The 25,751-nt window shown below is 46.8% G+C and carries 17 protein-coding genes; 9 read left to right on the top strand and 8 right to left on the bottom strand.

Annotated features, from left to right (window positions below):
- Window positions 1-7 precede the first annotated feature (7 nt).
- The 4 genes from betA (at window position 8) to choV (ending at window position 4,896) form a co-directional block, all read left to right on the top strand.
- A complete protein-coding gene (gene betA / locus AC51G0_RS21835) occupies window positions 8-1,705 on the top strand; it encodes a choline dehydrogenase (RefSeq protein WP_496303751.1) in 1,698 nt (565 codons plus the stop codon).
- A 103-nt stretch (window positions 1,706-1,808) separates the two neighbouring features.
- Window positions 1,809-2,726, top strand: coding sequence for a choline ABC transporter substrate-binding protein (locus tag AC51G0_RS21830; protein ID WP_496304174.1), 918 nt, complete (start codon window positions 1,809-1,811; stop codon window positions 2,724-2,726).
- Between the two features lie 125 nt (window positions 2,727-2,851).
- Entirely contained in the window at window positions 2,852-3,700 is an 849-nt protein-coding gene (choW, locus tag AC51G0_RS21825) for a choline ABC transporter permease subunit (RefSeq protein ID WP_496303750.1), read from the top strand.
- Between the two features lie 2 nt (window positions 3,701-3,702).
- Window positions 3,703-4,896, top strand: a complete 1,194-nt coding sequence (gene choV, locus AC51G0_RS21820; RefSeq protein WP_496303749.1) for a choline ABC transporter ATP-binding protein — start codon at window positions 3,703-3,705, stop codon at window positions 4,894-4,896.
- Window positions 4,897-4,967: 71 nt separating this feature from the next.
- Here choV and AC51G0_RS21815 read toward each other — a convergent pair whose 3' ends face one another.
- The 7 genes from AC51G0_RS21815 to AC51G0_RS21785 all read right to left on the bottom strand — a co-directional run bounded on the left by AC51G0_RS21815 (window position 4,968) and on the right by AC51G0_RS21785 (window position 11,520).
- Window positions 4,968-5,204 carry a thioredoxin family protein gene (locus AC51G0_RS21815; RefSeq protein ID WP_496303748.1) on the bottom strand — a complete coding sequence of 79 codons (237 nt, stop codon included), beginning with the start codon at window positions 5,202-5,204 and terminating at the stop codon, window positions 4,968-4,970.
- 17 nt (window positions 5,205-5,221) lie between these two features.
- Window positions 5,222-6,223 carry a permease gene (locus AC51G0_RS21810; protein ID WP_496303747.1) on the bottom strand — a complete coding sequence of 334 codons (1,002 nt, stop codon included), beginning with the start codon at window positions 6,221-6,223 and terminating at the stop codon, window positions 5,222-5,224.
- Window positions 6,224-6,335: 112 nt separating this feature from the next.
- Entirely contained in the window at window positions 6,336-8,561 is a 2,226-nt protein-coding gene (gene katG, locus AC51G0_RS21805) for a catalase/peroxidase HPI (RefSeq protein WP_496303746.1), read from the bottom strand.
- A gap of 143 nt (window positions 8,562-8,704) precedes the next feature.
- Window positions 8,705-9,586 (bottom strand): haloalkane dehalogenase, encoded by an 882-nt coding sequence (locus AC51G0_RS21800; RefSeq protein WP_496303745.1) that lies wholly within the window; start codon window positions 9,584-9,586, stop codon window positions 8,705-8,707.
- A 34-nt stretch (window positions 9,587-9,620) separates the two neighbouring features.
- Complete coding sequence (locus AC51G0_RS21795) at window positions 9,621-9,935, bottom strand: DUF1330 domain-containing protein (protein WP_496303744.1); 315 nt, start codon at window positions 9,933-9,935, stop codon at window positions 9,621-9,623.
- Window positions 9,922-10,536 (bottom strand): short chain dehydrogenase, encoded by a 615-nt coding sequence (locus AC51G0_RS21790; RefSeq protein WP_496303743.1) that lies wholly within the window; start codon window positions 10,534-10,536, stop codon window positions 9,922-9,924. The genes AC51G0_RS21795 and AC51G0_RS21790 overlap by 14 nt, the downstream gene beginning before the upstream one ends.
- Before the next feature lie 15 nt (window positions 10,537-10,551).
- A complete protein-coding gene (locus AC51G0_RS21785) occupies window positions 10,552-11,520 on the bottom strand; it encodes a haloalkane dehalogenase (protein WP_496303742.1) in 969 nt (322 codons plus the stop codon).
- Window positions 11,521-11,679: 159 nt separating this feature from the next.
- Between AC51G0_RS21785 and AC51G0_RS21780 the strand changes: the two genes are divergently transcribed.
- From AC51G0_RS21780 to AC51G0_RS21770, 3 genes are all read left to right on the top strand, one after another.
- On the top strand, window positions 11,680-12,540 hold the full coding sequence (locus AC51G0_RS21780; RefSeq protein WP_496303741.1) for a LysR family transcriptional regulator: 861 nt from the start codon (window positions 11,680-11,682) through the stop codon (window positions 12,538-12,540).
- Between the two features lie 1,314 nt (window positions 12,541-13,854).
- Window positions 13,855-22,320 (top strand): thrombospondin type 3 repeat-containing protein, encoded by an 8,466-nt coding sequence (locus tag AC51G0_RS21775; RefSeq protein ID WP_496303740.1) that lies wholly within the window; start codon window positions 13,855-13,857, stop codon window positions 22,318-22,320.
- 274 nt (window positions 22,321-22,594) lie between these two features.
- Complete coding sequence (locus AC51G0_RS21770) at window positions 22,595-23,662, top strand: ABC transporter substrate-binding protein (RefSeq protein WP_496303739.1); 1,068 nt, start codon at window positions 22,595-22,597, stop codon at window positions 23,660-23,662.
- Between the two features lie 135 nt (window positions 23,663-23,797).
- Here the strand turns inward: AC51G0_RS21770 and AC51G0_RS21765 are convergent, their stop codons facing one another.
- Complete coding sequence (locus AC51G0_RS21765; protein WP_496303737.1) at window positions 23,798-24,019, bottom strand: hypothetical protein; 222 nt, start codon at window positions 24,017-24,019, stop codon at window positions 23,798-23,800.
- A 336-nt stretch (window positions 24,020-24,355) separates the two neighbouring features.
- Here AC51G0_RS21765 and AC51G0_RS21760 point away from each other — a divergent pair, with 336 nt between their 5' ends.
- Window positions 24,356-25,171 (top strand): DMT family transporter, encoded by an 816-nt coding sequence (locus AC51G0_RS21760; RefSeq protein ID WP_496304173.1) that lies wholly within the window; start codon window positions 24,356-24,358, stop codon window positions 25,169-25,171.
- Between the two features lie 43 nt (window positions 25,172-25,214).
- Entirely contained in the window at window positions 25,215-25,736 is a 522-nt protein-coding gene (locus tag AC51G0_RS21755; protein WP_496303736.1) for a MerR family transcriptional regulator, read from the top strand.
- Window positions 25,737-25,751 lie beyond the last annotated feature (15 nt).

Below are 25,751 nucleotides of genomic sequence, written 5' to 3'. Positions count from 1 at the left end.
AAATCAAATGAGCACTACATATGATTACATCATTGTCGGCGCAGGATCTGCGGGTTGTGTGTTGGCTGACCGTTTAACTGCCTCGGGTGAACATAGCGTTCTACTACTAGAGGCTGGGGGGAGTGACAGAAGTATCTTTATCCAAATGCCCACGGCACTGTCATACCCGATGAACAGCGACAAGTATGCATGGCAATTTGAAACACAGTCAGAGGCCGGTATCGATAATCGCCAACTGCATTGTCCGCGAGGACGTGTACTGGGTGGCAGTTCGTCGATTAACGGGATGGTGTATGTGCGCGGTCATGCCTGCGACTTTGATGAGTGGGTAGAACATGGTGCTGAGGGCTGGAGCTATCAGGAGTGTTTGCCGTATTTTCGCCGTGCTGAATCATGGATAAGCGGTGAAGATGCCTACCGCGGAGGCGATGGCCCGTTGGCTACCTGTAATGGCAACGACATGACTTTGAACCCTTTGTATCAGGCGTTTATCGATGCCGGGCAGCAAGCGGGTTACCCGAAAACCGATGATTATAATGGCTATCAGCAGGAAGGCTTCGGCCCTATGCATATGACTGTCGATAAAGGTGTACGTGCATCAACCTCGAATGCCTATCTGCGACGAGCAATGAAACGCAGTAATCTGGTAGTCAAGACAGGAGTGATCAGCCGTAAGGTACTGATTGATAACAAGCAAGCTGTCGGTGTTGAAATTGAGGTCGGCGGTCAGGTTGAATCTGTTTTTGCCAGCAATGAAGTACTGTTGTCAGCAGGCTCTGTCGGCTCACCGCAGCTACTACAGTTGTCGGGTATTGGCCCTAAAGCAGTATTGGAGCAAGCGGGGATTGCTGTCGAGCAGGACTTGCCGGGAGTTGGTGAGAACCTACAAGATCACCTAGAGGTTTATTTCCAGTATGAGTGCCATCAGCCAATCACGCTGAACAGCAAGCTAGGCCTGGTTAGCAAAGGGCTGATCGGTACACGCTGGATATTGCGCAGAGATGGTCTGGGTGCCACCAACCATTTTGAGTCGTGCGCCTTTATCCGCTCTCGGGCTGGACTGAAATGGCCAAATATTCAGTATCATTTCTTACCTGCCGCTATGCGCTATGACGGCCAGGCTGCTTTTGACGGCCATGGTTTCCAGGTGCATGTCGGTCCGAACAAGCCACAAAGCCGCGGTCGCATCTGGGTGGCATCTAGCGATCCGTATCAAAAGCCTAACATCGAATTCAACTACATCAGTACCGAGCAAGATAAGCAGGATTGGCGTGATTGTATCCGCCTGACCCGTGAAATTCTGGCCCAGCCTGTAATGGATGAATATCGTGGCGAGGAAATTCAACCGGGGGCCGATATTACCAGCGATGAGGCGATTGACGCCTGGGTTCGTCAAAATGTTGAGAGTGCCTACCATCCGTCATGTTCCTGCAAGATGGGAGCGGATAGCGATCCGATGGCAGTACTGAACCAGGATTGTCAGGTCAGGGGGATCGATTCACTGCGGGTGATCGACTCTTCGGTGTTCCCGACAATTCCAAACGGCAACCTCAATGCACCGACCATCATGGTGGCTGAAAAAGTCGCCGATGCCATCTTGGGGCAGGCACCGCTTGCGCCGTCAGATGCACCGACCTGGATTGCCCCAAATTGGGAAACAGAGCAGCGCAGTGGTTCCGTTCAGCGTCCTGCGACCACGAAGTAGCTTTCACACCTTTGCAATAGACGCAATAGAAGAACCATTGCTTAAAAAACATGGATAATAAGGAAGAGTCATGAAGACAACAAAAGCCATCAAACACACAATCATGGGTAGCTCAGCGCTATTACTCAGCTTCTCGGCATCTACGGCGTTAGCTGCGCAGTGCGATACTGTACGCTTCTCTGATGTTGGCTGGACAGACATTACAGCAACAACCGCTGTTACTAGCGAAGTGCTCAAAGGACTAGGGTATGAAACCTCAACCCAGCTGCTTTCGGTACCAGTGACATACTCTTCCATGGCCAACGAAGACATTGATGTGTTCTTGGGTAACTGGATGCCAACCATGGAAGCGGATATTGCTAAATATCACCAGGACGGCTCGGTTGAGACTGTGCGCGCTAACTTAGAAGGCGCGAAATATACTCTTGCAGTTCCTAAATATGTGTATGACGCAGGTGTACGTACCTTTGCCGACTTAGCAAAACACAAAGATGAGCTTCGTGGCCGCATTTACGGTATCGAGCCGGGTAATGATGGTAACCGCTTGATCCAAGATATGATCGATAAAAATGCCTTCGAATTGGAGAGCTTCCGCCTGGTTGAGTCAAGCGAAGCCGGCATGATGTCGCAGGTAAAACGCGCGGTGAACCGTGAGCAGTGGATAGCCTTTCTCGGCTGGGCACCACACCCGATGAACAGCAACTTTGAGATGGAATATCTTGATGGTGGCGATGACTTCTTCGGCCCTAATTATGGCGGTGCGAGTGTCTATACCAATGTTCGCAAAGACTATCTGAAAACGTGCCCGAATGTCGGGCAGTTATTGCAAAACCTGAGCTTCAGTCTGGAAATGGAAAACCAATTGATGGGCAATATCTTAAACGATAAGGCCAAGCCAGATGCTGCAGCCAAAGCCTGGCTAAAAGCCAACCCACAAGTACTGAAGCAGTGGCTTGATAAGGTAACGGCACGTGATGGCAGCAATGCAACTAAAGCTGTGAAGTTATACCTGAATATCTAATTGCCTCATGCTGGGCTGATTGTTGATTCTGCTGCCACCACAAAGTGTGGTAGCAGATTAACGCAATAGGTAAATACGGAATTACCTATCTCAAAAAAAACAATATGGACCATTAAGGAGTAACAGTGGACTTTATTACAGAGCATAAAATCCCGTTAGGTAATTGGATGGCAACCTTCGTGGATTGGCTTACCTATAATGCCGCAGGATTTTTTGACTCGCTTTCCTACACCCTGGAATCACTGATCATGCTATTGGTTGATCTGTTCAAGTGGTTCCCGCCTGCAGTGCCGATTGTCATGACGGCCCTACTGGCATGGTTTCTTCACCGAAGCCTTTCTCTGGTTATTTTTGTTGTTGCAGCGCTGCTGCTGATCATGAACCTTGGTTACTGGGAAGAGATGCTGGAAACCTTTGTGCTGGTGTTAAGTGCAACGATGATTTCAGTACTGGTCGGGGTGCCTATCGGGATTGTCGCGGCACATAAGCCCTGGCTTTATACCATTATGCGCCCGGTGCTCGATCTGATGCAGACGATACCGACATTTGTCTACCTGATCCCAACCTTGGTGCTGTTTGGTTTAGGGGTTGTTCCTGGCCTTATTTCTACCATTATTTTTGCCATTGCCGCTCCAATCCGCCTGACTTATCTGGGCATTAGCCGAGTACCAGAAGAGTTGGTCGAGGCGGGTAGAGCGTTCGGTGCCAATCGAATGAAGCTGTTGTTCAAAGTTGAACTTCCGGCGGCAATGCCAAACATTATGGCAGGGATAACGCAGTGCATTATGTTGTCACTGTCTATGGTGGTGATCTCTGCGCTGGTGGGCGCAGATGGTTTGGGCAAACCAGTGATCCGCGCCCTTAATACGGTGAACATTTCTCAGGGCTTTGAAGCGGGCTTGGCTATCGTGTTGGTTGCAATCATCTTGGATCGTCTATGTAAAACACCAGCCAGTCAGAGCAAAGAGGGATAACCATGAGTGCGATTAGTATTAAGAACCTGGATGTCATCTTTGGTCAGCAGACAGCCAAATCACTGGCCTTACTTGATGATGGTAAAACCCGACAGGAAATTATCGATGCCACGGGCGATGTGGTGGGTGTCCACGATGTCAGCCTTGATATCAAAGAAGGTGAAATCTGTGTCTTGATGGGGTTATCCGGATCCGGTAAATCGAGCTTGCTGCGTGCGATTAATGGGTTAAATACCGTTAGCCGTGGTGCACTCGAAGTGCAGGATGGTGAGCAGTCGATTAACCTTGCCAGTTGCGATAAAACGGAACTGCGCCATTTGCGCACCAATCGTATATCGATGGTGTTCCAGAAGTTTGCCTTAATGCCTTGGCTCAGTGTTCTCGACAATGCCGCTTTTGGCCTGGAGATGCAAGGAATCGGCAAAGCTGAGCGCCGTCGTCGCGCAGAAGAAAAGCTCGAGATGGTAGGGCTTTCCGAGTGGAAACATAAGTTTCCCCATGAGCTATCGGGCGGCATGCAGCAGCGGGTAGGTTTGGCTCGGGCATTTACTATGGATAGCGATATCCTGCTGATGGATGAGCCGTTCTCGGCGCTGGATCCGCTGATCCGCAGCCAGCTTCAAGATGAGTTGCTGGAGCTGCAGCGCCAGCTTAACAAGACCATTGTGTTTGTTAGTCATGACTTGGATGAAGCCCTCAAGATCGGCAATAACATTGCGATCATGGAGTCCGGACGGCTGATCCAGCATGGCAAGCCAGAGGAAATTGTGCTCAAACCTAATTCACAGTACGTGAAAGATTTCGTTGCCCATACTAATCCGCTCAACGTATTGCGTGGCCGTTCGTTGATGACAGAGACCAGTGAGCTGGAGCAGCTGGGCGAAATGTTGGTACTTAACCAGCATGACAAGACCTGTGTTAGCACCACCGCTGAAGGTGAGATCGTAGCAGTGACACGCCAGGATGAATCTTTGGCATTGCAACAGTGGCAAGAAGGAGACAGCCTGGAGGCCCTTGAGCAAGATAAGGTGGTGATGGCTACGCCGGATATCTCTATGCGCGAAGCATTGGAAATCCGCTACCGGACGGGACAGCCTGTTCTGCTGGGAACGAAAAAGCGTTTGGAAGGGGTGTTGTCGGATAATGACTTTTATCACGCTCTGCTAGGCAAGCACTTTTCAGCAAAGCTGGCCTAGGGTGTTGTTTTAATTCTGAATCTTGAATCACTATTCGCCACCAGTCTGATGGCGAATAGTGCTTTACATGCTTATTTTACAAACCACTCCTCGATTGCTTCACGCTTAGGAATACTGCCTTTGTGCACCACTTGCTCGTCGATGACCACGGCAGGGGTCGACATAACTCCGTATGCCATGATTTGGGCAACATCTTGAACTTTCTCTACATCAATGGCGATATTAAGCGCATCGGTAACTTCACTAATTAATGCCGCAGTAGAGGTGCAGTTTTTACAACCAGAGCCTAAGACTTTAATTTTTTTCATCGTTATATCCTCATATGTTATAAGAAAGGAGAAGTGGCATTGAAGGTCCAACCGACAAGGGTAAAGGCCGTCAATAGAACAACAAACAAGATGGCTAATAGCCGCCATTGCATTACTTGCTTAAGCAAAATGAACTCCGGCAAGCTGGCCGCCACCGTGCTCATGCAAAACGCTAAGGTAGTGCCGATAGGCAGCCCGTTGGTGATCAAGCTTTCCATGATTGGGATAACGCCCGTCGCATTGGAATAAAGGGGGATGCCGAGCAAGACGGCCGCAGGGACAGACCACCACTGTTTCTGCCCAAAGTAGGCTTCAATCCATCCTTCGGGTACAAAGCCGTGGAGCGCCGCGCCGAGTCCAACCCCAATGATCACCCACTTCCACACCCGGCCAAAAATGTCAGAGGCTTCCTGCTTGGCAAATTGGTGCCGTTCAGCCAGGGTTATTTGGGGAGGGGAAGTCGTTTCTAACGGTTGTTCGGGCGCAGACTGGCTCCGGCCTCTTTGCAGAGCTTCGGCGGCAAAAGACTGCAACCAGCGTTCAGCCTTGATGGCATCGAGAAACAGCCCACCAAGCATGCCAATGAGCATACCTATCACGATGTAGAGCAGGGTGAATTTCCAGCCGAGCAGACCCATTAGCAGCAATACCGCCACTTCGTTGATCAGCGGGGAGGTGATCAAGAAAGCCATGGTGATACCAAGCGGTATGCCCGCGGAGGTAAAGCCGAGGAACACTGGTATGCTCGAACATGAACAAAAGGGGGTGATGGCACCAAAGGTTGCCCCGAGGAAATACCCGATAAACTTGTTTTTGCCACTAAGGTAATCGCGAACCCGCTCGACATTGAGAGAGGCTCGAACAACGGCAATGACGTAAATCATAACCAGCAGCAGGGCAAATATCTTGGTTGTGTCTTCGACAAAGAAATGCAGAGCACCGGCAAACTTCGCCGTGGGTGGTAAGCTTAGTAACTCATAGACTACCCAGCTGGCGAAGTCCGTGAAAATTTGGAACATCCCTTATCCTCATAGAGTAAATGTGTTTTACCTATAAAGACGAAGCAGGTGTGAAAAGGATGCAAAAAAAATCCTGCACTACGTACAGGATCTCGCATTATCCTATTTAGGCTTATTGAAGCTCAAAGCGGTCGAGCTTCATGACTTTCACCCATGCGATCACAAAGTCTTGTACAAATTTCTCTTGTGCGTCGTCAGCAGCATAGACTTCCGCAACTGCACGCAATTCAGAGTTAGAGCCGAAAATGAGATCAACTGGAGTGGCCGTCCATTTCAGCTCACCTTTCTCTCGATCAAGGCCTTCATATATGCCTTTCGACGTTGATGATTTCTGCCACTTCGTTGACATATCAAGCAGGTTGACGAAGAAATCATTATTCAATGTTCCAGGCTTATCGGTAAATACACCGTGCTGAGATTGCCCTGTATTGGCATTAAGAACACGCATACCACCAACCAGAACCGTCATTTCAGGCACGGTCAAAGTCAACAGATTCGCTTTATTAACTAGCATCTCAGCAGGTGATCTTTGGTTGTCATTGGCGAAGTAGTTGCGGAAACCATCGGCAGCTGGCTCAAGAACGGCAAATGAGTTCACGTCTGTCTGTGTCTGTGATGCGTCTGTGCGACCTGGTGTAAAGGGAACTTGCACCGTTTGACCTGCTTGCTTGGCAGCCTCTTCAATAGCCGCGGCTCCCCCAAGAATGATCAGATCAGCGAGTGAAACTTTTTTTCCATTCGCTTGCTTGTTGTTGAAGCCTTGCTGGATTTTCTCTAAGCCTTGAAGAACTTTCGCTAATTCATCCGGGTTATTGGCCTCCCAGCTTTTTTGTGGCTCGAGACGAATGCGGGCCCCATTTGCGCCACCTCGCATGTCCGTACCGCGGAAGCTGGATGCCGATGCCCAGGCAGTTCTGATCAGTTCGGGAATAGAAAAGCCTGAAGCGAGGATATCAGCTTTGAGATTGACGGTATCCTCCTCATTAATCAATGGATGGTTGACGGTAGGAACAGGGTCTTGCCACAGCATATCTTCCTCAGGGATCAAGTCACCGAGGTAGCGTGAACGCGGCCCCATGTCACGGTGTGTTAATTTGAACCAGGCCTTGGCGAACGCCAGTTCAAACTCTTTCGGATTATCGAGAAAGCGCTGGGCGATTTTGCGATACTCCGGATCAAATTTGAGCGATAGATCTGTTGTAAGCATGATAGGAGCATGCTTTTTAGATGGATCGTGGGCATCCGGGACTATCTTTGATGCACTCTCGTCATCTGGAACCCACTGAATGGCTCCAGCAGGGCTTTTGGTTTGTACCCAGTTGAAGTTGAACAGGTTTTGCAGATAGTTGTGGGTCCACTGCGCAGGGCTGACGGTCCATGCGCCTTCAAGCCCGCTGGTTATGGTATCTGCGCCATGACCAGAACCATACTTATTCTGCCAACCCAGGCCTTGCTCTTCCGTACTTGCGGCTTCGGGTTCTGGACCGACATATTTGGCAGGTTCTGCGGCACCATGAGCTTTACCAAATGTATGTCCGCCAGCGATAAGTGCGACGGTCTCTTCATCATTCATAGCCATGCGGCCAAATGTTTCACGGATGTCTTTAGCGGCAGCCAGTGGATCCGGATTGCCATTTGGCCCCTCGGGATTCACATAGATTAGCCCCATCTGAACAGCGGCAAGCGGTTGTTCTAACTCCCTGTCGCCACTGTATCGTTCGTCTGCAAGGAACTTATTCTCAGGGCCCCAGTAGACCATATCAGGCTCCCAAGCGTCCTCACGTCCGCCCGCAAATCCCAGGGTCTTAAAGCCCATCGATTCCATTGCGACGGTACCGGTCAGGACCATCAGATCGCCCCAAGAAATCTTGTGACCATATTTCTGCTTGATTGGCCAGAGCAAGCGCTGCGCCTTATCCAGATTGGCATTATCGGGCCAGCTATTGAGCGGGGCAAAGCGTTGCATCCCGCCATAAGCGCCGCCGCGTCCGTCACTGACACGGTAGGTCCCCGCACTATGCCATGCCATCCGAATGAAAAGTGGCCCATAATGGCCGTAGTCAGCTGGCCACCAGTCTTGGGACGTTCTCATCAGCGCTTCCAGGTCTTTTTTCACCGCATTGAGGTCAAGGCTTTTAAACTCCTCGGCGTAGTTGAATTCTTCTCCCATCGGGTTGGATGTAGCAGTGTGTTGCCGCAGAGGAGCGAGGTTGAGCTTTTCAGGCCACCAATATTGGTTTGCCTTTGGTTCACCCTGGGCATTTGCTGGGTTAGTCAGCAATAATGGCGACAGGGCTACTGTCAAAATTGTTACTAGAGGTATCGTCTGTTTAAGCATGGGAATAACCCCTTTTTGATCGGGTACAGGTAAAATATAAACCTGATTATTCCATTTTGATGGGTTGAAGTGATGGAAAATACTAATCGCTGTAATCGGAAAATCCTATCAAATTGAAGCCCTCTGCCGCCAAATAACAATACCTAGATTTCTCTATACCATGCCGCTAATTCTTTTCCGATTTTCTCGGGATGATCTTCTTGCACATAGTGAATACCCTTACCAAGATCAACCATAGTAATATTCGGAAAATTGCTCTGAATCCAAGGCACATCCTGTATAGGGATCAGCATGCCCGGATCGGCATAAAAACAGATTTTGGGTATTTGGGTTTGCTTTAGCCACTGATGGTAATTTTCCACAGCATCTGCTGTATGCAGAGGTTTACCTTTGACTGGTACATCCCTAGGAAAAACCCAAACTGGTTTTCTGCTTCTCAAACTCATAAATGGGTGGGAGTAAACGGCCATTTCCTGTTTTGATAATTTCCTATTCACCCACGCGGGCAGCATGTAGCTGACAAATTGATTGGCGACTCCAAGCATTAACCAACTCATGGACTTAGAGCGGATCATCCTCATGGCTACCTTGGCACTAAACGGCAGCTCTTTCCACACCACTGGCTTATACATGGCTTCCATAAAGGCCAGGCCTTTGATGTTATCTCGGTTTAAGTTGGCGTAATGGAAACCTAACCCCGAGCCCCAATCTTGTACCACCAGGGTAATATTTTTAAGATTAAGCTGTTTGATAAAAGCATCAAGGTATTCGTAGGTATCTGTAAAGCCATAGTCGATATCAGGCTTGTCTGACTTACCAAAACCAATTAAATCCACCGCGATGCATCGAGCATCCGTACTGAGGTAGGGGATAATATTTCGCCAAATATAGGATGATGTTGGATTCCCATGAATAAATAAAATAGGATCGCCAGCACCTTCATCCACATAATGGATTTTGTTGCCATCTACTGTTAGGTATTTAGACTCAAAAATAAAATCAGCTGAAATACTCTGACTACTCATATCCCCTCCTCAAAGAGCATTACAAATTAATGTTTTAATCAATAGCAACCGAAAAATTGCTGTTAATAATGTCGGTTCTTAAATACTTGATCGACAGATACTCATTCGAATTCAAGCAATCCTTTAGGTGCTGCATGGAAGGAAATCTAACCAGAGACAACTTAGCATCCGAGTTAGACCATTGGCCTTCCAATAAATCGACCTTCTGCTCAGAAGTACCGGCTACCAATACCTCGGCACCATAAGCCTTAAATATTGGCATAGCAGCTTGGGCGTAATCGATTAAAGAGCTATGTCCTTGCGGTAAAATGGCAGAAGCTACCAGGTAAGCCGGTTTAGGCTGATTCATACTGCCCACCGATTGCATTAAATACTTCGCCATTTTGATGGCCTTCAATACTGGCCCGGTAATAAGTAGCAACATCAATAGCTGGAATGCCTGAGCTGCTGTCTATACCCCACAACTCCATGGTTTCTTTCACCATGCTTGGGCTTACCGCGTTAATTCGTTTGCCGTCTTTTAGCTCTAATGCCGCCGTGGCCACAAACCCGTTCACCGCAGCTACCCCCATGGCAATGGCTGCCGTACCCGGCATTGGGTGGTTAGATGCCTGTCCTGAGGTCAGCGTAATAGAGCCGCCTTCATTAAGATAATCCAGCCCGATACGTACTAAGTTAACTTGGCCCATTACTTTGTTGTTTAATACGGTGTGGTAACCGGCTTCCGGCATCTCATCCAGGCTACCCATTTCACCATTGCCCGCCATGCTAATAATGGCATCGACATTTCCTACTTTTTCATACAAGGCTTGAATAGATTTCTTGCTCTCAATATCCACCGTAAAATCGCCCTGGCTGTGCCCTACAGCAATAACCTCGTGATCTTGTTGTAAATGCTTTACGACAGCCTTACCAATCACGCCGTTTGCACCAATTGCTAAAATCTTCATACCATCTCCTGTTAATTAAAATTGGGTTTGTTCTAGCCAACTAATGACTTTTGCTGCCAGTTGTTGGGATTGATCTTCTTGTAAAAAGTGTGATGCATCTTCGACGGTGATATGGGGTTGGCCTTGTGCTCCGCTAAAGTTGGCTTGAAATTTCTTGTCGTAACCTCGATCGGCTAAGAAAGGGTCCTTATCACTAAACAAGGTGAGTACAGGTTTGTCCCATTGCTTAAGTTTTTTCCAATCCGCATTGACTTGATCCAATTCAGACGCAACGATCTCTGGCATCTTTCTAGGTGCGGCATAATAGTCTGCAGTTGGGAAAGGGGCATCGTAAGCGTGCATTTCAGCAGGGCTTAGCTGCCTTGTGGTCAGTGTTTGAATGATTTGACCAACCTCTAACTTATCGCTGTGCCGAAAATAGCCAGCCCAATTTCCATAGTTGATATTACCAGCAAACTTTTCGACGCTGGGTTTACCCGCCATAGCTGCCATCAGTTTAAGTACTTTGGGCACCATAAACTTTTCCAGGCCTTTCATTTCAGCGAGTGCAGTATTGGAAACCACTAGGCGATCTAACCACTCTGGCTCTTGAGCCAAAACCCTTAATCCAATCATTCCCCCCCAGTCCTGCATAAAGGCAGCGGCATTTCGGATCCCTAGTTGACGCACAAAACTCGTCATCCAGCGAACATGGTTTCCGTAAGAATGGGTATAGCTAGCTGTAGGTTTGTCTGACTTACCAAAGCCGATTAAATCAGGCGCGATCACTCGATAACCCGCGTCGACCAATAATGGCACCATGTGTCGGTACAAATAGCTCCACGATGGTTGGCCATGAAGCAAAAATATTGTTTTATTATTGTCTTTGCCTTCATCGATGTAATGCAATTGCATGCCATCGACATCCATATAGTTTGGTGCAAACGGGTAATCCACTAGGTTCGCAAACGCGCTTTCTGGTGTTCTAAGGATCTGCTGATTCATGCCCATTACCTCACTGGTCGAATATTTTGACCACCCTAAAGATGCCCCTTGGTTTATTGGGCAATTACACTTGGGTGCGATTGATGAAACTTACTTTAGTCAATATTGATGGCCGAAAAAAGCATAGCTTTCTGACTAACATGGTCATATTATTAGACCATGATTGCATTAGAACATTTACACGTTATCAACGTGATCCATCAGGAAGGCAGTTTTCGCAAGGCCAGTGAACGGCTGTTTAAAGCGCGCTCTGCCGTATCGTATTCTGTAAAGCAGGTTGAAGAGTATTACCAGATTGAGATATTTAGTCGTGATACCTACCGACCGGAGCTGACGCGTAATGGCAAAATATTAATCAACAAGATTCAGCATTTGCTTAATGAAGCCAATGATTTTGATATGTTCGCCCGTCAGATGAATAGTGAAGTAGAGGCCGAGCTACGTATCAGTATTAGTGCGATATTTCCCATGGACAAGGTCACGCAATTGTTGGCGCGACTCAAACAAGCGTTTCCAAAAACGATTGTTCATTTGGACATTGAAACTGCATCTGGGGAGCGAATGCTGCTGGATGACTTGGTCGATATTGGTATTTATGGTGGCTTCGAACAAGATGCAAGAGTGCAGTATCGCTGCATAAGCCACTGTAAATTGCCGGTATTTATCTCTGAGCGTTTTCCCTTGGCGGACAAAAACAATATCAGCCAAGCTGACTTGATACTTTACCCGCAAGTCGTCGTTAAATCGTCTTACAAAAGTAGCCCTGACTCTGGCATAGTCAAAGATGGAATTCAGTGGTATGTATCTGATCATAATACCAAAAAATCACTCATACGCAGCGGGTTAGGCTGGGGGCGTTTACCTGTTCATGAGGTTGAGCAAGATATTGAGAAAGAGAAACTCATTCAACTGAATATTCAAAAGACGATGGAAGTACCTGTATATGTCGCCAAACTTAAAAACAAAGCCCTGGGGCCTGTTGGTATGATGGTATGGAACTTCTTTGATGATTATGTGTGAGGTTGACAGGTTATTCAATTCCTTAGGTAGCAACTCTGAGTTAGCCGAGTGCGACTAACTCGTTGTTGGTCTGTATTTAACCGAATCGTGAATGTGTTGCCTCCGCCGGGAGATGCGATAGATACCGTCCCTTTCAGGTTACTTCAATAGCTAAATACGTTCGTTAACGATGTAATAACGCAGATGGTCAAAACCAAGATCGCGCTGGGATGTCAGAGACTGATAGGCTGTTCCATAAGATTCTCCTATTGCTATTTAGCTTTTCGAGCAGGCAAGCCTCTGCTGCTATTTATCGTTTGCGAGGGGCTTGGGGTAACGAGAAATATAGGGTGTTTGGAGAAGAGGTCTTTGATATTTCTTGCTGTATTGTGGTTGATCTGGCATCGCTTCGGTCTTAAATTGCCCACAATCAACCGTTGCCTGTATATTTTTAAGGTGGTTAACTTAAGGTTAACATTCTTACGCTTATTTCTACTCGGAATAAAATAAAATTAGAGTGTTTACTTAATTAAATCATGTTCAAATTAAGAATGGTATAGAAAAACCATTACTTTCATCCAGTTAAAAGAAAATACTAAATTCAGCGACGTTGTGAGTCATCTTCTTAATTAACAGCAAAAGAGATGTATAGGATTTACTTAATATTTCCTAACTTGAAGTAATACATAGGTTTTTTAATTTCTTGTGATCATCATCTGCCCAGCAAAGCACGAGTTGTTTGGTTTTTATATTTGATTATTTTTTAGCCACACTGTCGAACGTTAACTAATGAGCACATATTACGACAAAAAGCCTTATGCTCAACACTTTCGAGCATGGTGTAAGAATATGATTCACAAAGAAATATTAAAGCACCCCTCTCTAGTTGAGGAAACAGATCCAACCAATACGATATACTAATCAATATTTCAAAGGCGTCAAATTATTGTCGAGGTGTTATATTTTTGACGAAATCATTTATTGCGGTTTTTTATTTGACACAGGTTAAAAAATTAATTGTGCATCCACTTTCACTTCAACTAAATTATATTTAACTACTAAATATCTTTGGTCAACAAAGTGTATAACGGCAAAAAAACATGATCGCGATAGCATTATGGTTTGTAAGCAAAGATACCCGACATTATAAATTGATCGGCATCCCAAATATTAATAAAACACACGTGGTTGACAATTTACACAATAGGCACATGTTGGATACAATCAACTTGTTTCTATTTCTAAGATTGATATGGATCGCGAAATCATTGCCCCCCTGTATTCAGTTGAGGCTGAATTTTTAACGCTAAAATTTTTCGTCAAGAGAGAGTGACTATGAAAAAAAGTCAGATCGCTATAGCTCTGGGATTTGCAAGCACAACCTTGCTTGCAGGTTGTGACGGAGGTTCATCTTCTGATACATCTTCCGATACATCTTCAGTGGCACCTTCTGATACTCCTACTGTTCAAACAACCTATTCAGTTAAAGCAATCGATGGCTATTTAAGAAATGCTACCGTCTGGTTGGATTTAGATGGTGACTACCAGCTCGATAGCGACGAACCACAAGCAACTTCTGGTGAGGGTGGTGTTGCAAACCTGAACGTGGAAGGTATCGACGACCCAAGTAAATATAACGTGGTGGTCCAGGCAACCACAGAAACTGTCGATGAAGATACCATCACAGAAAGCAACCCAGATGGCGAAACGGTTGATACACCATACATGATGTCGGCCCCAGCAGGGGCACAAACCGTCACTCCTTTGACAACAAAAGTTAACCTGGTATTAGAAAAGAAAAAAGCAGAAGAACTCTCTTCCTCTTCTACAACTGAGCTAACCGATGAAGAAGTAGAAGCCCTGAAAGAAGCGGCAATAAATGAAGTCGCTGGTGACAACCTTGACCCAGAATTAATCATGGGCGACTACATTGAAGTAAAAGAAACCAGCGCTGATCCGGACAGTGTTTCAGACGCAGCCCGTCTCGCCTATGAAGCCAAAGTTCTGGTTGAGTCCCAGCAGTTACCTGAAACACCAGAAGAGCTGGATCAGGCAATTGACGAGATTAAGGCCGATCCTACAACGTCGAGCTTGCTTAATCAGCTGGATGCTGTCAGTGAGCAGACACAAAAATCTATCGAAACCATTGCCAAGGAAGCGACCTCAGACGATGCTGCACAAAACATAGACTTCGAGACTTTGGAGCTACCTGATTTTGTGAGTGAAGATAATGTCAACAATCTCACCGATGACCCGGATAATGATGGCATTGCCACCGCATTTGATGCCTTCCCGAATAATAGCAACGAATGGCTAGATACCGATGGTGACGGTATCGGTAACAACAAAGATACCGATGATGATGACGATGGTATCTTAGATACAGACGATGACCTGCCGCTTAACGAGAAAGAAACGGTAGATACCGATAATGACGGTCTGGGTAATAATACCGATACCGATGACGATAGTGATGGCATTGCCGACATCCATGACGCTTTCCCGCTTGATAAAAATGAGTTTAGAGATTCAGACCGAGATGGCACTGGTGATAACGCCGATCTTGATGATGATAATGATGATATCTTAGATGCCGATGACCCGTTCCCGTATAACCCGGATGAATCAGCGGACTTTGACAGTGACGGTATTGGCGATGCAGCAGATAACGATGATGATAACGACGGTATCGCAGACGCCAACGACGCCTTCCCGTTCGATAGTACTGAATCTCTGGATACTGATAAAGATGGCATTGGTAATGAAAGAGATGATGATGATGATAACGATAAAGTCCTGGATACCGATGATGCCTTCCCGCTTAATCCTAAAGAATCAGTAGATACTGATAGCGATGGTTTGGGTAATAATACCGATACTGACGATGACAACGATGGTGTTATTGACCTGCGAGACTACTTCCCACTTGATAACACTAAATATTCGAACGGTGACTACGATGGTGACGGTGTCTCGGATATTGAAGACGTATTCCCATCTAACCCTAACGAACAGTATGACTCTGATCAGGATGGTTTCGGTGATAATAGAGATACCGATGATGATAACGATGGTGTACTGGATACCGTCGACGCACTGCCATTTAACCCGAATGAATACGTAGATAGTGATCAAGACGGAATCGGTGACAATGCCGATACCGATGATGATAACGATGGTATTGCCGATGCGGAAGATGCCTTCCCGCTAGATGCAGCAGAATCAAGCGACTCGGACCGTGATGGTATCGGTGATATTACAGATACTGACGACGATAATGACGGTATCTTAGACAGCGATGACCAGTTCCCGTTTGACGCAGACGAATCTGCTGACGCCGACCAGGACGGTATCGGTGATACCGTCGACACCGACGATGACAACGACGGCGTGCTAGATACCGAAGACGCATTCCCATTCAACCCAGAGGAATCTGTTGATACCGATAAAGACGGTATTGGTAACAATGAAGATACCGATGACGATAACGATAGCATTCTGGATACAGAGGATGCATTCTCGTTAGATCCTACCGAATCAGTTGATACCGACAACGATGGTGTTGGTAACAATTCCGATACAGACGACGACGGTGATGGTGTTAACGACCTACTCGACTTCTTCCCGCATGATTCCAATAAGTCTTCATTTGACCATGATACAGATGGGGATGGCGTACCAGACTTTGAGGACGAATTCCCTCAGGATCCAACAGAATCTGCCGACGCCGATCAAGACGGTATTGGTAATAGTGCCGATACCGATGATGACAATGATAACACGCTAGATGATGAAGATGCGTTCCCATTCAACCCGAATGAAACAGCAGATACCGATGGCGATAATGTTGGTGATAATGCGGACGCATTCCCTGAAGATGATTCTGAATATAAGGATACAGATGAAGATGGTGTGGGTGACAATGCCGATGTATTCCCTGAAGATGCTTCTGAGTCAGTAGACACAGATAATGATGGCATTGGTAACAACTCAGATACCGATGACGACAACGACAATGTTCTCGATAGCGATGATGCATTCCCGACCGATGCGGAAGAATCTACTGATACTGATAGTGATGGCATTGGTAACAATCAAGACACCGATGATGACGGTGACGGTGTAGCCGATGGCGAAGATCTATTCCCTCTTGATTCTACTGAATCTACTGATACGGATGGTGACGGCGTTGGTAACAATCAAGACACCGATGATGATGGTGACGGTGTAGATGATGATGAGGACCTATTCCCTCTTGATTATTCAGAGTCTATTGATACCGACGGTGATGGTATAGGTGATAACGCAGACACAGATGCGGACGGCGATGGAACCGAGGATGCGCTTGAATCAACTGCGATTCAGTTTATTCGTGATGCGGACGCGCTTTATGAGATGCATTCAAACGACTACCACGATGCTAGCGGTGTTGAGCACGAGAAACTGTACCTCAGCTCGATACTGATCAGCGACAACATCGGGGTAACTCAGCCACCTCAAGAAGTTAACCCTGACGGTAGCCTGTCAGACATTTCAGAAGAAAACGAAGATCTGATCTTAACGGCTGAAGGCTGGGTAAAAGTCACTAGTTATACCCTGGATGTGACGACTGACACACCCGTCGCATACCCAACAAATGCACCAACAAGCACAATGGGTATTACACTGGAGTTGGTAAACCTTTCCGGAGAAACCATTTCTGAAACGGCAGTACCATTCTGGTCCGACTTTAACTCAACGACAGCTCAGTTCCCTCCAGGCTCTCAGGCTGTTAAATTTACCCCGGTTGCAAATCAGGATACTTATTCGTTGTGGACAGGTTCCGAAGTGCATGTCAGCACAGATCAGGAACCATACCATGCACCAGCAACATCACTGGACCAGGTCATTTCAGCCACTGCAGCAGAGACCCCTTCAAGCAATATGGATGTCGAGCTGGTTTACTTCGGCTGGAATATTGGGGTTGAACTGGTTGAAGGTGGTACTGCAAATTACTATATGCAGAGCGACTCATCTAGCTCTACTGCAGGGAACACTGTAACCAAGGTCGCTGCCGGTGAGTGGAGTCGCTCTACTACTGAAAGTGGTGTAGAGATTCTTGAGTTCACATTACCTGATGAGGCTATCGATGCCTTTGGTGAACAGTGGGATCAGGACTCTCCGGCTATGTTCCTGAGCGTATATGACGACGGTGAAGGTAGCTATGTGCGTATGGGTCAAATCGAGCGTCAGGGAACGAGCTTTGATGAAGAGATCTACCTGTTTAACGAAACAGCGAAAACTGCGATTCTTGAGCAAGTTGTTATAAGCGAAGCGGATACAGACAACGACGGCGTTATTGATAGTGAGGATGCATTCCCACTGGATGGTTCCGAAACCGTTGATACAGACAACGACGGTATTGGTAACAATGCCGATATGGACGACGATGGCGATGGTGTCGAAGATGATATGGATGCATTCCCGCTGGATGCAACTGAATCGTTAGACTCTGACGGCGACGGCATTGGCAACAACGCCGATCCGGATGACAACAACAATGGCACCGACGATGCTGACGAAACAACACCAACCGCGTCTGACGCTATCGCGTTTATTCGTGGCGCAAGCTCGCTCTATATCCTGGATGCTGACGATGAGTATGACGATTCGACAAATACGCACCAGGAGTACCTGTACGTTGAGCCAGTTCTGATCAGTGACAACAAAGGGGTAACTCAAACTCCGCAGCAGGTTAACACTGACGGAACCTTGACTGCAGTCACTGATGAATATAACCATGATGCTATTTTGACCAGCTCAGGTTGGACGACAAGCAACAGCTACACGATTGACGTCACCACCGATAATGCTGTGGCATACCCTACCAATATTCCTACGAGCCAGCTAAATCTGTCTCTGGAACTGGTTGACCTTGCTGGCCAGGTTATTTCACCAAGCACGGTTCCGTTCTGGAGCGATTACCAGTCTACGGATGCTCAGTTCCCACCGGGCTCACAGGCGGTGAAATTTACCCCATCAGCGGCTCAGGATATCTATTCTCTCTGGATAGATTCTGAGGTACACGTAGGCATCGATGTTGAGCCATACCATGCTCCGGCTACCACGCTGGATCAGCTAGTTTCAGCCACCGCAGCAGATACCTCTTCAGGTTCTGCACATCCAAATCTGGTTTACTTCGGCTGGGATATGGGTGTTGAGCTGGTTGATGGCGGTACAGCTAACTATTACCTAACTGGCAGCAGTTATTCTAAAGTCGGCACCGGAACCTGGACACGTTCTACGATTAACGGCGAAGAGATTCTGCAGTTCACTGTACCGGATGCTGTGATTACAGCCTATGGCGAGAAGTGGGATGAAGACTCTCCAGCCCTGTTCGCCAGTGTGTTCGATGATGAAAACGGCAGTTATGTTCGTATGGGTTCAATCGAGCAACAAGGGACAAGCTTTGATGAAGAGATCTACATGTTTAACGAAACCGCGAAAACTGCGATTCTTGAACAAGTGGATATCACACCAGCCGATGCTGACAGTGACGGTGTAATTGATGCCGAGGATAAATTCCCAACAGATCCATCAGAGTCTGTAGATACTGACGGGGACGGTATTGGTAACAATGCCGATATGGACGACGATGGCGATGGTGTCGAAGATGATATGGATGCATTCCCGCTGGATGCAACTGAATCGTTAGACTCTGACGGCGACGGCATTGGCAACAACGCCGATCCGGATGACAACAACAATGGCACCGACGATGCTGACGAAACAACACCAACCGCGTCTGACGCTATCGCGTTTATTCGTGGCGCAAGCTCGCTCTATATCCTGGATGCTGACGATGAGTATGACGATTCGACAAATACGCACCAGGAGTACCTGTACGTTGAGCCAGTTCTGATCAGTGACAACAAAGGGGTAACTCAAACTCCGCAGCAGGTTAACACTGACGGAACCTTGACTGCAGTCACTGATGAATATAACCATGATGCTATTTTGACCAGCTCAGGTTGGACGACAAGCAACAGCTACACGATTGACGTCACCACCGATAATGCTGTGGCATACCCTACCAATATTCCTGCGAGCCAGCTAAATCTGTCTCTGGAACTGGTTGACCTTGCTGGCCAGGTTATTTCACCAAGCACAGTTCCGTTCTGGAGCGATTACCAGTCTATGAATGCTCAGTTCCCACCGGGCTCACAGGCGGTGAAATTTACCCCATCAGCGGCTCAGGATATCTATTCCCTCTGGATAGACTCTGAGGTACACGTCAGCACAGATGTTGAGCCATACCATGCGCCGGCCACAACGCTGGAACAGCTGATTTCTGAATCTGCTGCCGACGTTTCCACCGAGGCAACAACATATCCAAACCTTGTATACTTTGGCTGGGATATGGGGGTTGAGCTGGTTGAAGATGGTAGTGCAAACTACTACAAAACTGGCCATGATCTCGTAAAAGTCGGCTCAGGCAGCTGGACTCGCTCAACGATTTCTGGTGAAGATATCCTGCAGTTCATTGTACCGGATGCCGTGATTACAGCCTATGGCGAGAAGTGGGATGAAGATTCTCCAGCCCTGTTCGCCAGTGTGTTTGATGACGGAAACGGCAGTTATGTTCGTATGGGTTCAATCGAGCAACAAGGTACAAGCTTTGATGAAGAGATCTACCTGTTTAACGAAACGGCAAAAATAGCCATCCTTGAGCAGGTCGTTGTTAGCGTAATAGATCCGGATGATACAGGAGATTCAACAGACAACGGTGATACATCTGGAGGTTCAGATCCTGATTCGGGTGATTCATCTGACGGTTCAGATTCCGGCAACAATGGCTCAAATGATGGCTCAAATGATGGCTCAGACGATGGTAGCCACTCCGAGGACTACGACGACCGAAATGACATTGCTGACGGCGTGGGTGAAACTGCCAACGCAACAAACGCTGACATTGTTCAATTTGTTGGTAATAACAGCGTCCTTCATGAGTTTGACGATGAAGGCGAATATGGCAGTGAAGTACTGACAGTCGATGAATTTGTTGTAAATGGTAGCTTAGCAATATCTGAAGGGTTCAAAGTTGTTCTGCCTGACGGCACTCTGGGTGGTCTGGTTGATGATGACGAGCATATGATACTGACAAGTACCGGTTGGGTGACTCCGACGGGGTATACACTGGATATTTCCGGTAGCAGTGCTATCGCCTATCCAACTGAATACTCTGAGATGGTTTATTCTCTGGATACACCAATGATCACGACCCTAGACGGTGAGACTATCAATGCGACAAATCTGCCGTTCTGGTCTTCTTATAAAACGGGTACTGCACAGTTCCCGATAGACTCCAAAGCGCTACAGTTTATACCTGTTGCCGCCCAGGACATCTATTCTCTTTGGACAGATTCAGACGTCCATATGAAGTTAGTAGGTGCCACTTCAGATCCATATCATGAGGTAGCAACAACGCTGTATGACCTGACATCGAGCTCTGCCGCTACAGACCCGTACCAGGTTAAGCTTATCTATCTGGGCTGGGATATTGGTGTAGAACTGATTGATGACGGAGCCGCAAATTTCTATAAAGGAGATGAAAATACCTATCAGTTGGTCAAAGTAGGTGAGACAACCTGGAGTAGCAGTGTGATGGGCGGTAAGACTGTCTACCAGTTCACCGTCACTGATGAAGCTATTGCTGCCTTCGGTGACCGTTGGCATGATGATCCAGCAACCGTTCTGTTTGCAGAAAATGACGGCGGGGTTATCCGCGGAACGATTGAGCTTGCTAACCAATCTAACGATTATCAGGTGACGTTCTTCAATGATACTGCATACCAGGCCATTTTGAATGAAGTTGATATCAGCTGTGAATTTACTTACACAGAAGGTGGCAGCGTTAATGAATTCTTCGAGAAAGTAGCACTGTATCAGGCGTGTTCTGACACAACGCTACCCGCTATCTCTGAGACATCCATTGCTGGTCTGGCCCTCAACCGCTTTAACAGTGAAGGCCTGTATCGTCGTAAGTTCTTCTTCGATGACGGCACTATGCTAAGCAAGAAGAAAAAATTCGACGAATTTGGTGACAAGTACACTGACAAAGTTCGCAGAGACTGGAACATCAAGTCTCAAGAGGGTATCGACTATATTGAGACGACGGTTACCGGTACTAATGAACTGAATTCAATTCACGTACTGCTAAGCGAAGAGGGTGATGAGAAGACATTTGCGGTCTACTCACCAGAAAGTCAGTCGGCTGACGGAAACTATGAGGATAGTGAAACAGACCGTGTGACATACATCGATGCAACCTACACGGGCAACCTGACGGAGTGCGAGGATGATACCAACGACGTCTGGTGGGAAACCAGCAGTGATGCTAACTACAAAACCAAAGCGGACTATGACGCGCTGGCGAACGCTTGCCGTGCTGACTCTGGCGTAGCTGTTACCTACAACGATATCAACCTTACCGATACCGATTGGGTCATTGGCTATATCGATGTTCAGCAAAACAGCGTTGGCGATCATACAGTAAAAGCCTATATCGCTGAAGACGAAGTAACGATGAGCGCCGATAATACGGGTTACGGTACCAGTCTGAGATATGTAAATGAGAGCTTTACTTTCGAATGGTCTGTTAACAGCGACGGACAACTGGAGATTAAACCGGATGGTGAAACCTCTATGGGTGTAAACACCATTACCGGTATTGAAGGTGACTTCTACGCTCAGAAAACTTACTGGCAGGAGGACAATGGTGGAGAAGGTGAAATTTACACCTCAACTATCATGAAAAAGTAGAGCGTCATTCAGTTATTGATTAACTACATCTGATGCTGAATAAAATGAAAAAGCCCTGGTAATTAAAGCCAGGGCTTTTTATTTCTATCCACCATGTTCGGACAACGACCATAGAGTCCGTAAAGTTGGATAATGATAAAATTCTTGAACTTTTAGCTAGCTAACAATAACGGATAGAAGCCCTATAACTATTTGCCAAAGAGATGATAATGTACGAACAAGAGTGATTTATTGACCCTACTGAATTTTCTAGCCTTGAGAAAGGAAACTCAAAATGAAAACCAAAATAGCTGCCTTACTTCTTTTTGGCGCCTTATCAAGCCATGCAAATGCAAATGCAAATGCAAATGCAAATGCAAATGCAAATGCAAATGCAAATGCAAATGCAAATGCAAATGCAAATGCAAATGCAGGTGAATGTGGAACTGTCACCATTGCAGACATGAACTGGAACTCGGCAAGCCTGATTGCCAATATCGACCGTTTTATTCTAGAGCATGGCTACGGCTGTGATGCCGAGTTGATCCCCGGCGATAGCATGCCAACCGGCATCTCTATGATTGAGAAAGGCCAGCCTGATGTGGCTCCCGAACTATGGACCAACAGCGTCAAAGATGCTCTCGATAAGGGCGTGCAGGAAAAACGCTTGCGCTATGCGGGCAAGTCGTTAGTCAACGGCGGTGAAGAAGGTTTTTGGGTACCCGCTTACCTCGTCAAAAAATATCCTGAATTGACAACCATCGAGGGGGTCAAGAAACACGCAAAAATCTTTGAACACCCAGAAGACCCTGACAAGTCAGCTTTTTACGGCTGCCCGGCAGGCTGGACCTGCCAGATCACCGCTGATCACTTGTTCGAGGCAATGAACCTAGAGCAATCCGGATTTACCGTTATTGATCCGGGCTCTGGCGCCGGTTTGGCGGGCGCTATCGCCAAGGCTTACGAACGCGAAGAGCCATGGTTTGGTTACTACTGGGCACCCACACCGGTTCTGGGTAAGTACAATATGGTAAAAGTGGATTTCGGCAGCGGAGTCGACCTTGAAGAGTATGTGAACTGCACCACTCAAGCGGATTGTGAAACGCCTAAGGTAACGATGTACCCACCTTCTCCCGTGCATACAATCACGACAGAAAGTTTTGCTAACCGCGCCCCCGAAGCCTACCAATATTTTACCAAGCGCGGCTTTAGCAATGACGATATGAGCCAGCTGCTGGCGTGGATGCAAGACAATCAGGCTGATGGTGAAGAAGCTATGTACCACTTCCTGGAAGACTATCCGCAAACCTGGCAAGCCTGGGTTCCTCATGATGTAGCCAAGAAAGTTGAAAAGGCGTTATAACAAGGCCATCAACCAAGAGCTAATACCGGCGCCAAATTAAAATGTAATCAGGAGCTGCCTTGGCAGCTCCTAAACCCTCCTCGAAATCTCCCCAAGCAATCAAGCGCATATTTTTTCAATCACCAATAACAGGGCTTAGTCTATGTTAATCTTCCCCTGTCGTACTAACTTGCAAAAGCGTGAGTAATCATGACTGTACGCGCAAAAAGCACTAGGTGCAGAAGCGTCTGCAATAAAGTCATCAAATGCCTGTCTGGTATGCTCTGGCAGAGCCGTTGGGTCAACAACTTTAAAGGGGACATCAGGTAGTGAAAACTCCCTAAGTTCAGGTAGCAACGAGTCAAATTCAGTGGCCATAACCATTCCCTTCATCAATAAAGTTAACGATACATGCATCATTATAGTCAACAACGAAGACGGTAAGTCATAAGGCTTAGTCAGTGATATTCGAATAGATCTGAAGCTGCACTGCGCTTTTGATTCGTTAATAAGCCGAGGGTATGGTTCTGAAAAACATGTTGACCTGTCTACAGGTGTAGGCTCCATCCTTCCGCCTCAACAACGATGAGGTTCGATATGTCCATCTCCCCGCTATTTAGTACGCGATCTTCCATTTCTACCCCATGGAAAGATACGCTCAAACGATTACCAGCCCCTGCCAAAGGGATTGCATTAGCATTAGTTTCTACAGCAATGTTTGTTTTTGTTGGCGTGTTGGTCAGAATGTTGAGTGAACGGATTGATGTGTTTCAAATATTACTGTTTCGGCAATTAATTTTTATCGGTTTGCTGCTGCCTGCAGTTGCTGTAAATTTTAAATCACTTCTGAATCCATACAGCGTTCAGCTTCATATACTTAGAGTCGTTGGCGCATTCATCGCACTGTATTTGGGTTTTCTTACGGTGAGTAATATCCCTTTTGCTGATGCCACAGCGCTAGGTTTCACCCAGGTATTATTTGTTGCGGTGATTTCCCGCCTGGCTCTTTCTGAAAAGGTTGGGGCTGCACGTCTTATCACCATACTTGTCGGGTTTTTCGGCGTACTATTAGTCGTTCAGCCAACCTTTGACGGAACATCGCTTATCTATACGCTGACGGGGCTAGGTGGCGCACTGGGGGCTGCCATTGCGGTAGTGTGTGTGAGAAAAATGGCGCAAACCGAATCTAGAGTAGTTCTGCTAACCTACCAGGCTGTGTTTGTTGGTTTGATTGCACTCATTCCGAGTATTCTTTCTTGGCAATGGCCGACAATGCACGAGTGTGTTCTTCTTCTCTTAGTGGGCATTATTTCTTCTATTGCCCAATGGATAGGTGTCACCGCCTATAAGTGGGGGGAAGCGAATGTTATCGCCAATGTTGAGTATGCAAAAATTATTTATTCTCTACTGTTTGGTTACTGGTTATTTGCCGAGGTTCCCAATCACCTTGCGATAACAGGGGCGCTGGTTATCATTGCCAGTGTTTTGTTACCTTATACCTTTGCTTATTGGGCAAAACGATTTCGTTAACTATTGATAATAGATAGAGCATTAGATTGTAAGAGAGGTGCATATGCTGACTGTAACCCAATTGGCTAAAGCCTGTAATGTGTCACGTACTACGGTTCTTTATTACGAACGGGCAGGGCTACTCTTACCCGCCAGTCGCTCAGATAATGGTTATCGATGGTATGGCGATAAGGAAGTGAATAGATTAAAGACTATAACGTCTTACCGATCTTTTGGATTACCTATTCAGGATATAGCTCCTCTCCTGGATCACCATAATGACTTGGCCCAAGAGCAAATACTGCACAATCAATTTAACTCGTTGGAAAAAGAGGTACAAAAATTACGCCAACAGCAAAAAGCGATTGTCATGCTGTTAGAGCAACCGTCGCTTTTAGAACAAAATATTGTGACAAAAGAGCGCTGGGTCGAAATCATGCAAGCTGCAGGGTTTAATGAAGACGATATGCAAAACTGGCACAAACAGTTTGAAAAAATGGAGCCAAGTGCCCACCAAGAGTTTCTTGAATCTTTAAATATTGACGCTGAAGAGATCAATAGCATTCGAAGCTGGTCAAAAGAATAAGGTATTTGTTCAAGT

The organism is Photobacterium sp. HL06, from assembly GCF_059552575.1.
This window is presented reverse-complemented; position numbering and strand designations above follow the sequence as displayed.

Excerpts from the sequence above, each read along its gene's own strand:
- betA (WP_496303751.1), top strand. The coding sequence starts at position 8 with ATGAGCACTACATATGATTACATCATTGTCGGCGCAGGATCTGCGGGT.
- AC51G0_RS21830 (WP_496304174.1), top strand. The coding sequence starts at position 1,809 with ATGGGTAGCTCAGCGCTATTACTCAGCTTCTCGGCATCTACGGCGTTA.
- choV (WP_496303749.1), top strand. The coding sequence starts at position 3,703 with ATGAGTGCGATTAGTATTAAGAACCTGGATGTCATCTTTGGTCAGCAG.
- AC51G0_RS21815 (WP_496303748.1), bottom strand. The coding sequence starts at position 5,204 with ATGAAAAAAATTAAAGTCTTAGGCTCTGGTTGTAAAAACTGCACCTCT.
- AC51G0_RS21810 (WP_496303747.1), bottom strand. The coding sequence starts at position 6,223 with ATGTTCCAAATTTTCACGGACTTCGCCAGCTGGGTAGTCTATGAGTTA.
- katG (WP_496303746.1), bottom strand. The coding sequence starts at position 8,561 with ATGCTTAAACAGACGATACCTCTAGTAACAATTTTGACAGTAGCCCTG.
- AC51G0_RS21800 (WP_496303745.1), bottom strand. The coding sequence starts at position 9,586 with ATGAGTAGTCAGAGTATTTCAGCTGATTTTATTTTTGAGTCTAAATAC.
- AC51G0_RS21795 (WP_496303744.1), bottom strand. The coding sequence starts at position 9,935 with ATGAATCAGCCTAAACCGGCTTACCTGGTAGCTTCTGCCATTTTACCG.
- AC51G0_RS21790 (WP_496303743.1), bottom strand. The coding sequence starts at position 10,536 with ATGAAGATTTTAGCAATTGGTGCAAACGGCGTGATTGGTAAGGCTGTC.
- AC51G0_RS21785 (WP_496303742.1), bottom strand. The coding sequence starts at position 11,520 with ATGAATCAGCAGATCCTTAGAACACCAGAAAGCGCGTTTGCGAACCTA.
- AC51G0_RS21780 (WP_496303741.1), top strand. The coding sequence starts at position 11,680 with ATGATTGCATTAGAACATTTACACGTTATCAACGTGATCCATCAGGAA.
- AC51G0_RS21775 (WP_496303740.1), top strand. The coding sequence starts at position 13,855 with ATGAAAAAAAGTCAGATCGCTATAGCTCTGGGATTTGCAAGCACAACC.
- AC51G0_RS21770 (WP_496303739.1), top strand. The coding sequence starts at position 22,595 with ATGAAAACCAAAATAGCTGCCTTACTTCTTTTTGGCGCCTTATCAAGC.
- AC51G0_RS21765 (WP_496303737.1), bottom strand. The coding sequence starts at position 24,019 with ATGGCCACTGAATTTGACTCGTTGCTACCTGAACTTAGGGAGTTTTCA.
- AC51G0_RS21760 (WP_496304173.1), top strand. The coding sequence starts at position 24,356 with ATGTTTGTTTTTGTTGGCGTGTTGGTCAGAATGTTGAGTGAACGGATT.
- AC51G0_RS21755 (WP_496303736.1), top strand. The coding sequence starts at position 25,215 with ATGCTGACTGTAACCCAATTGGCTAAAGCCTGTAATGTGTCACGTACT.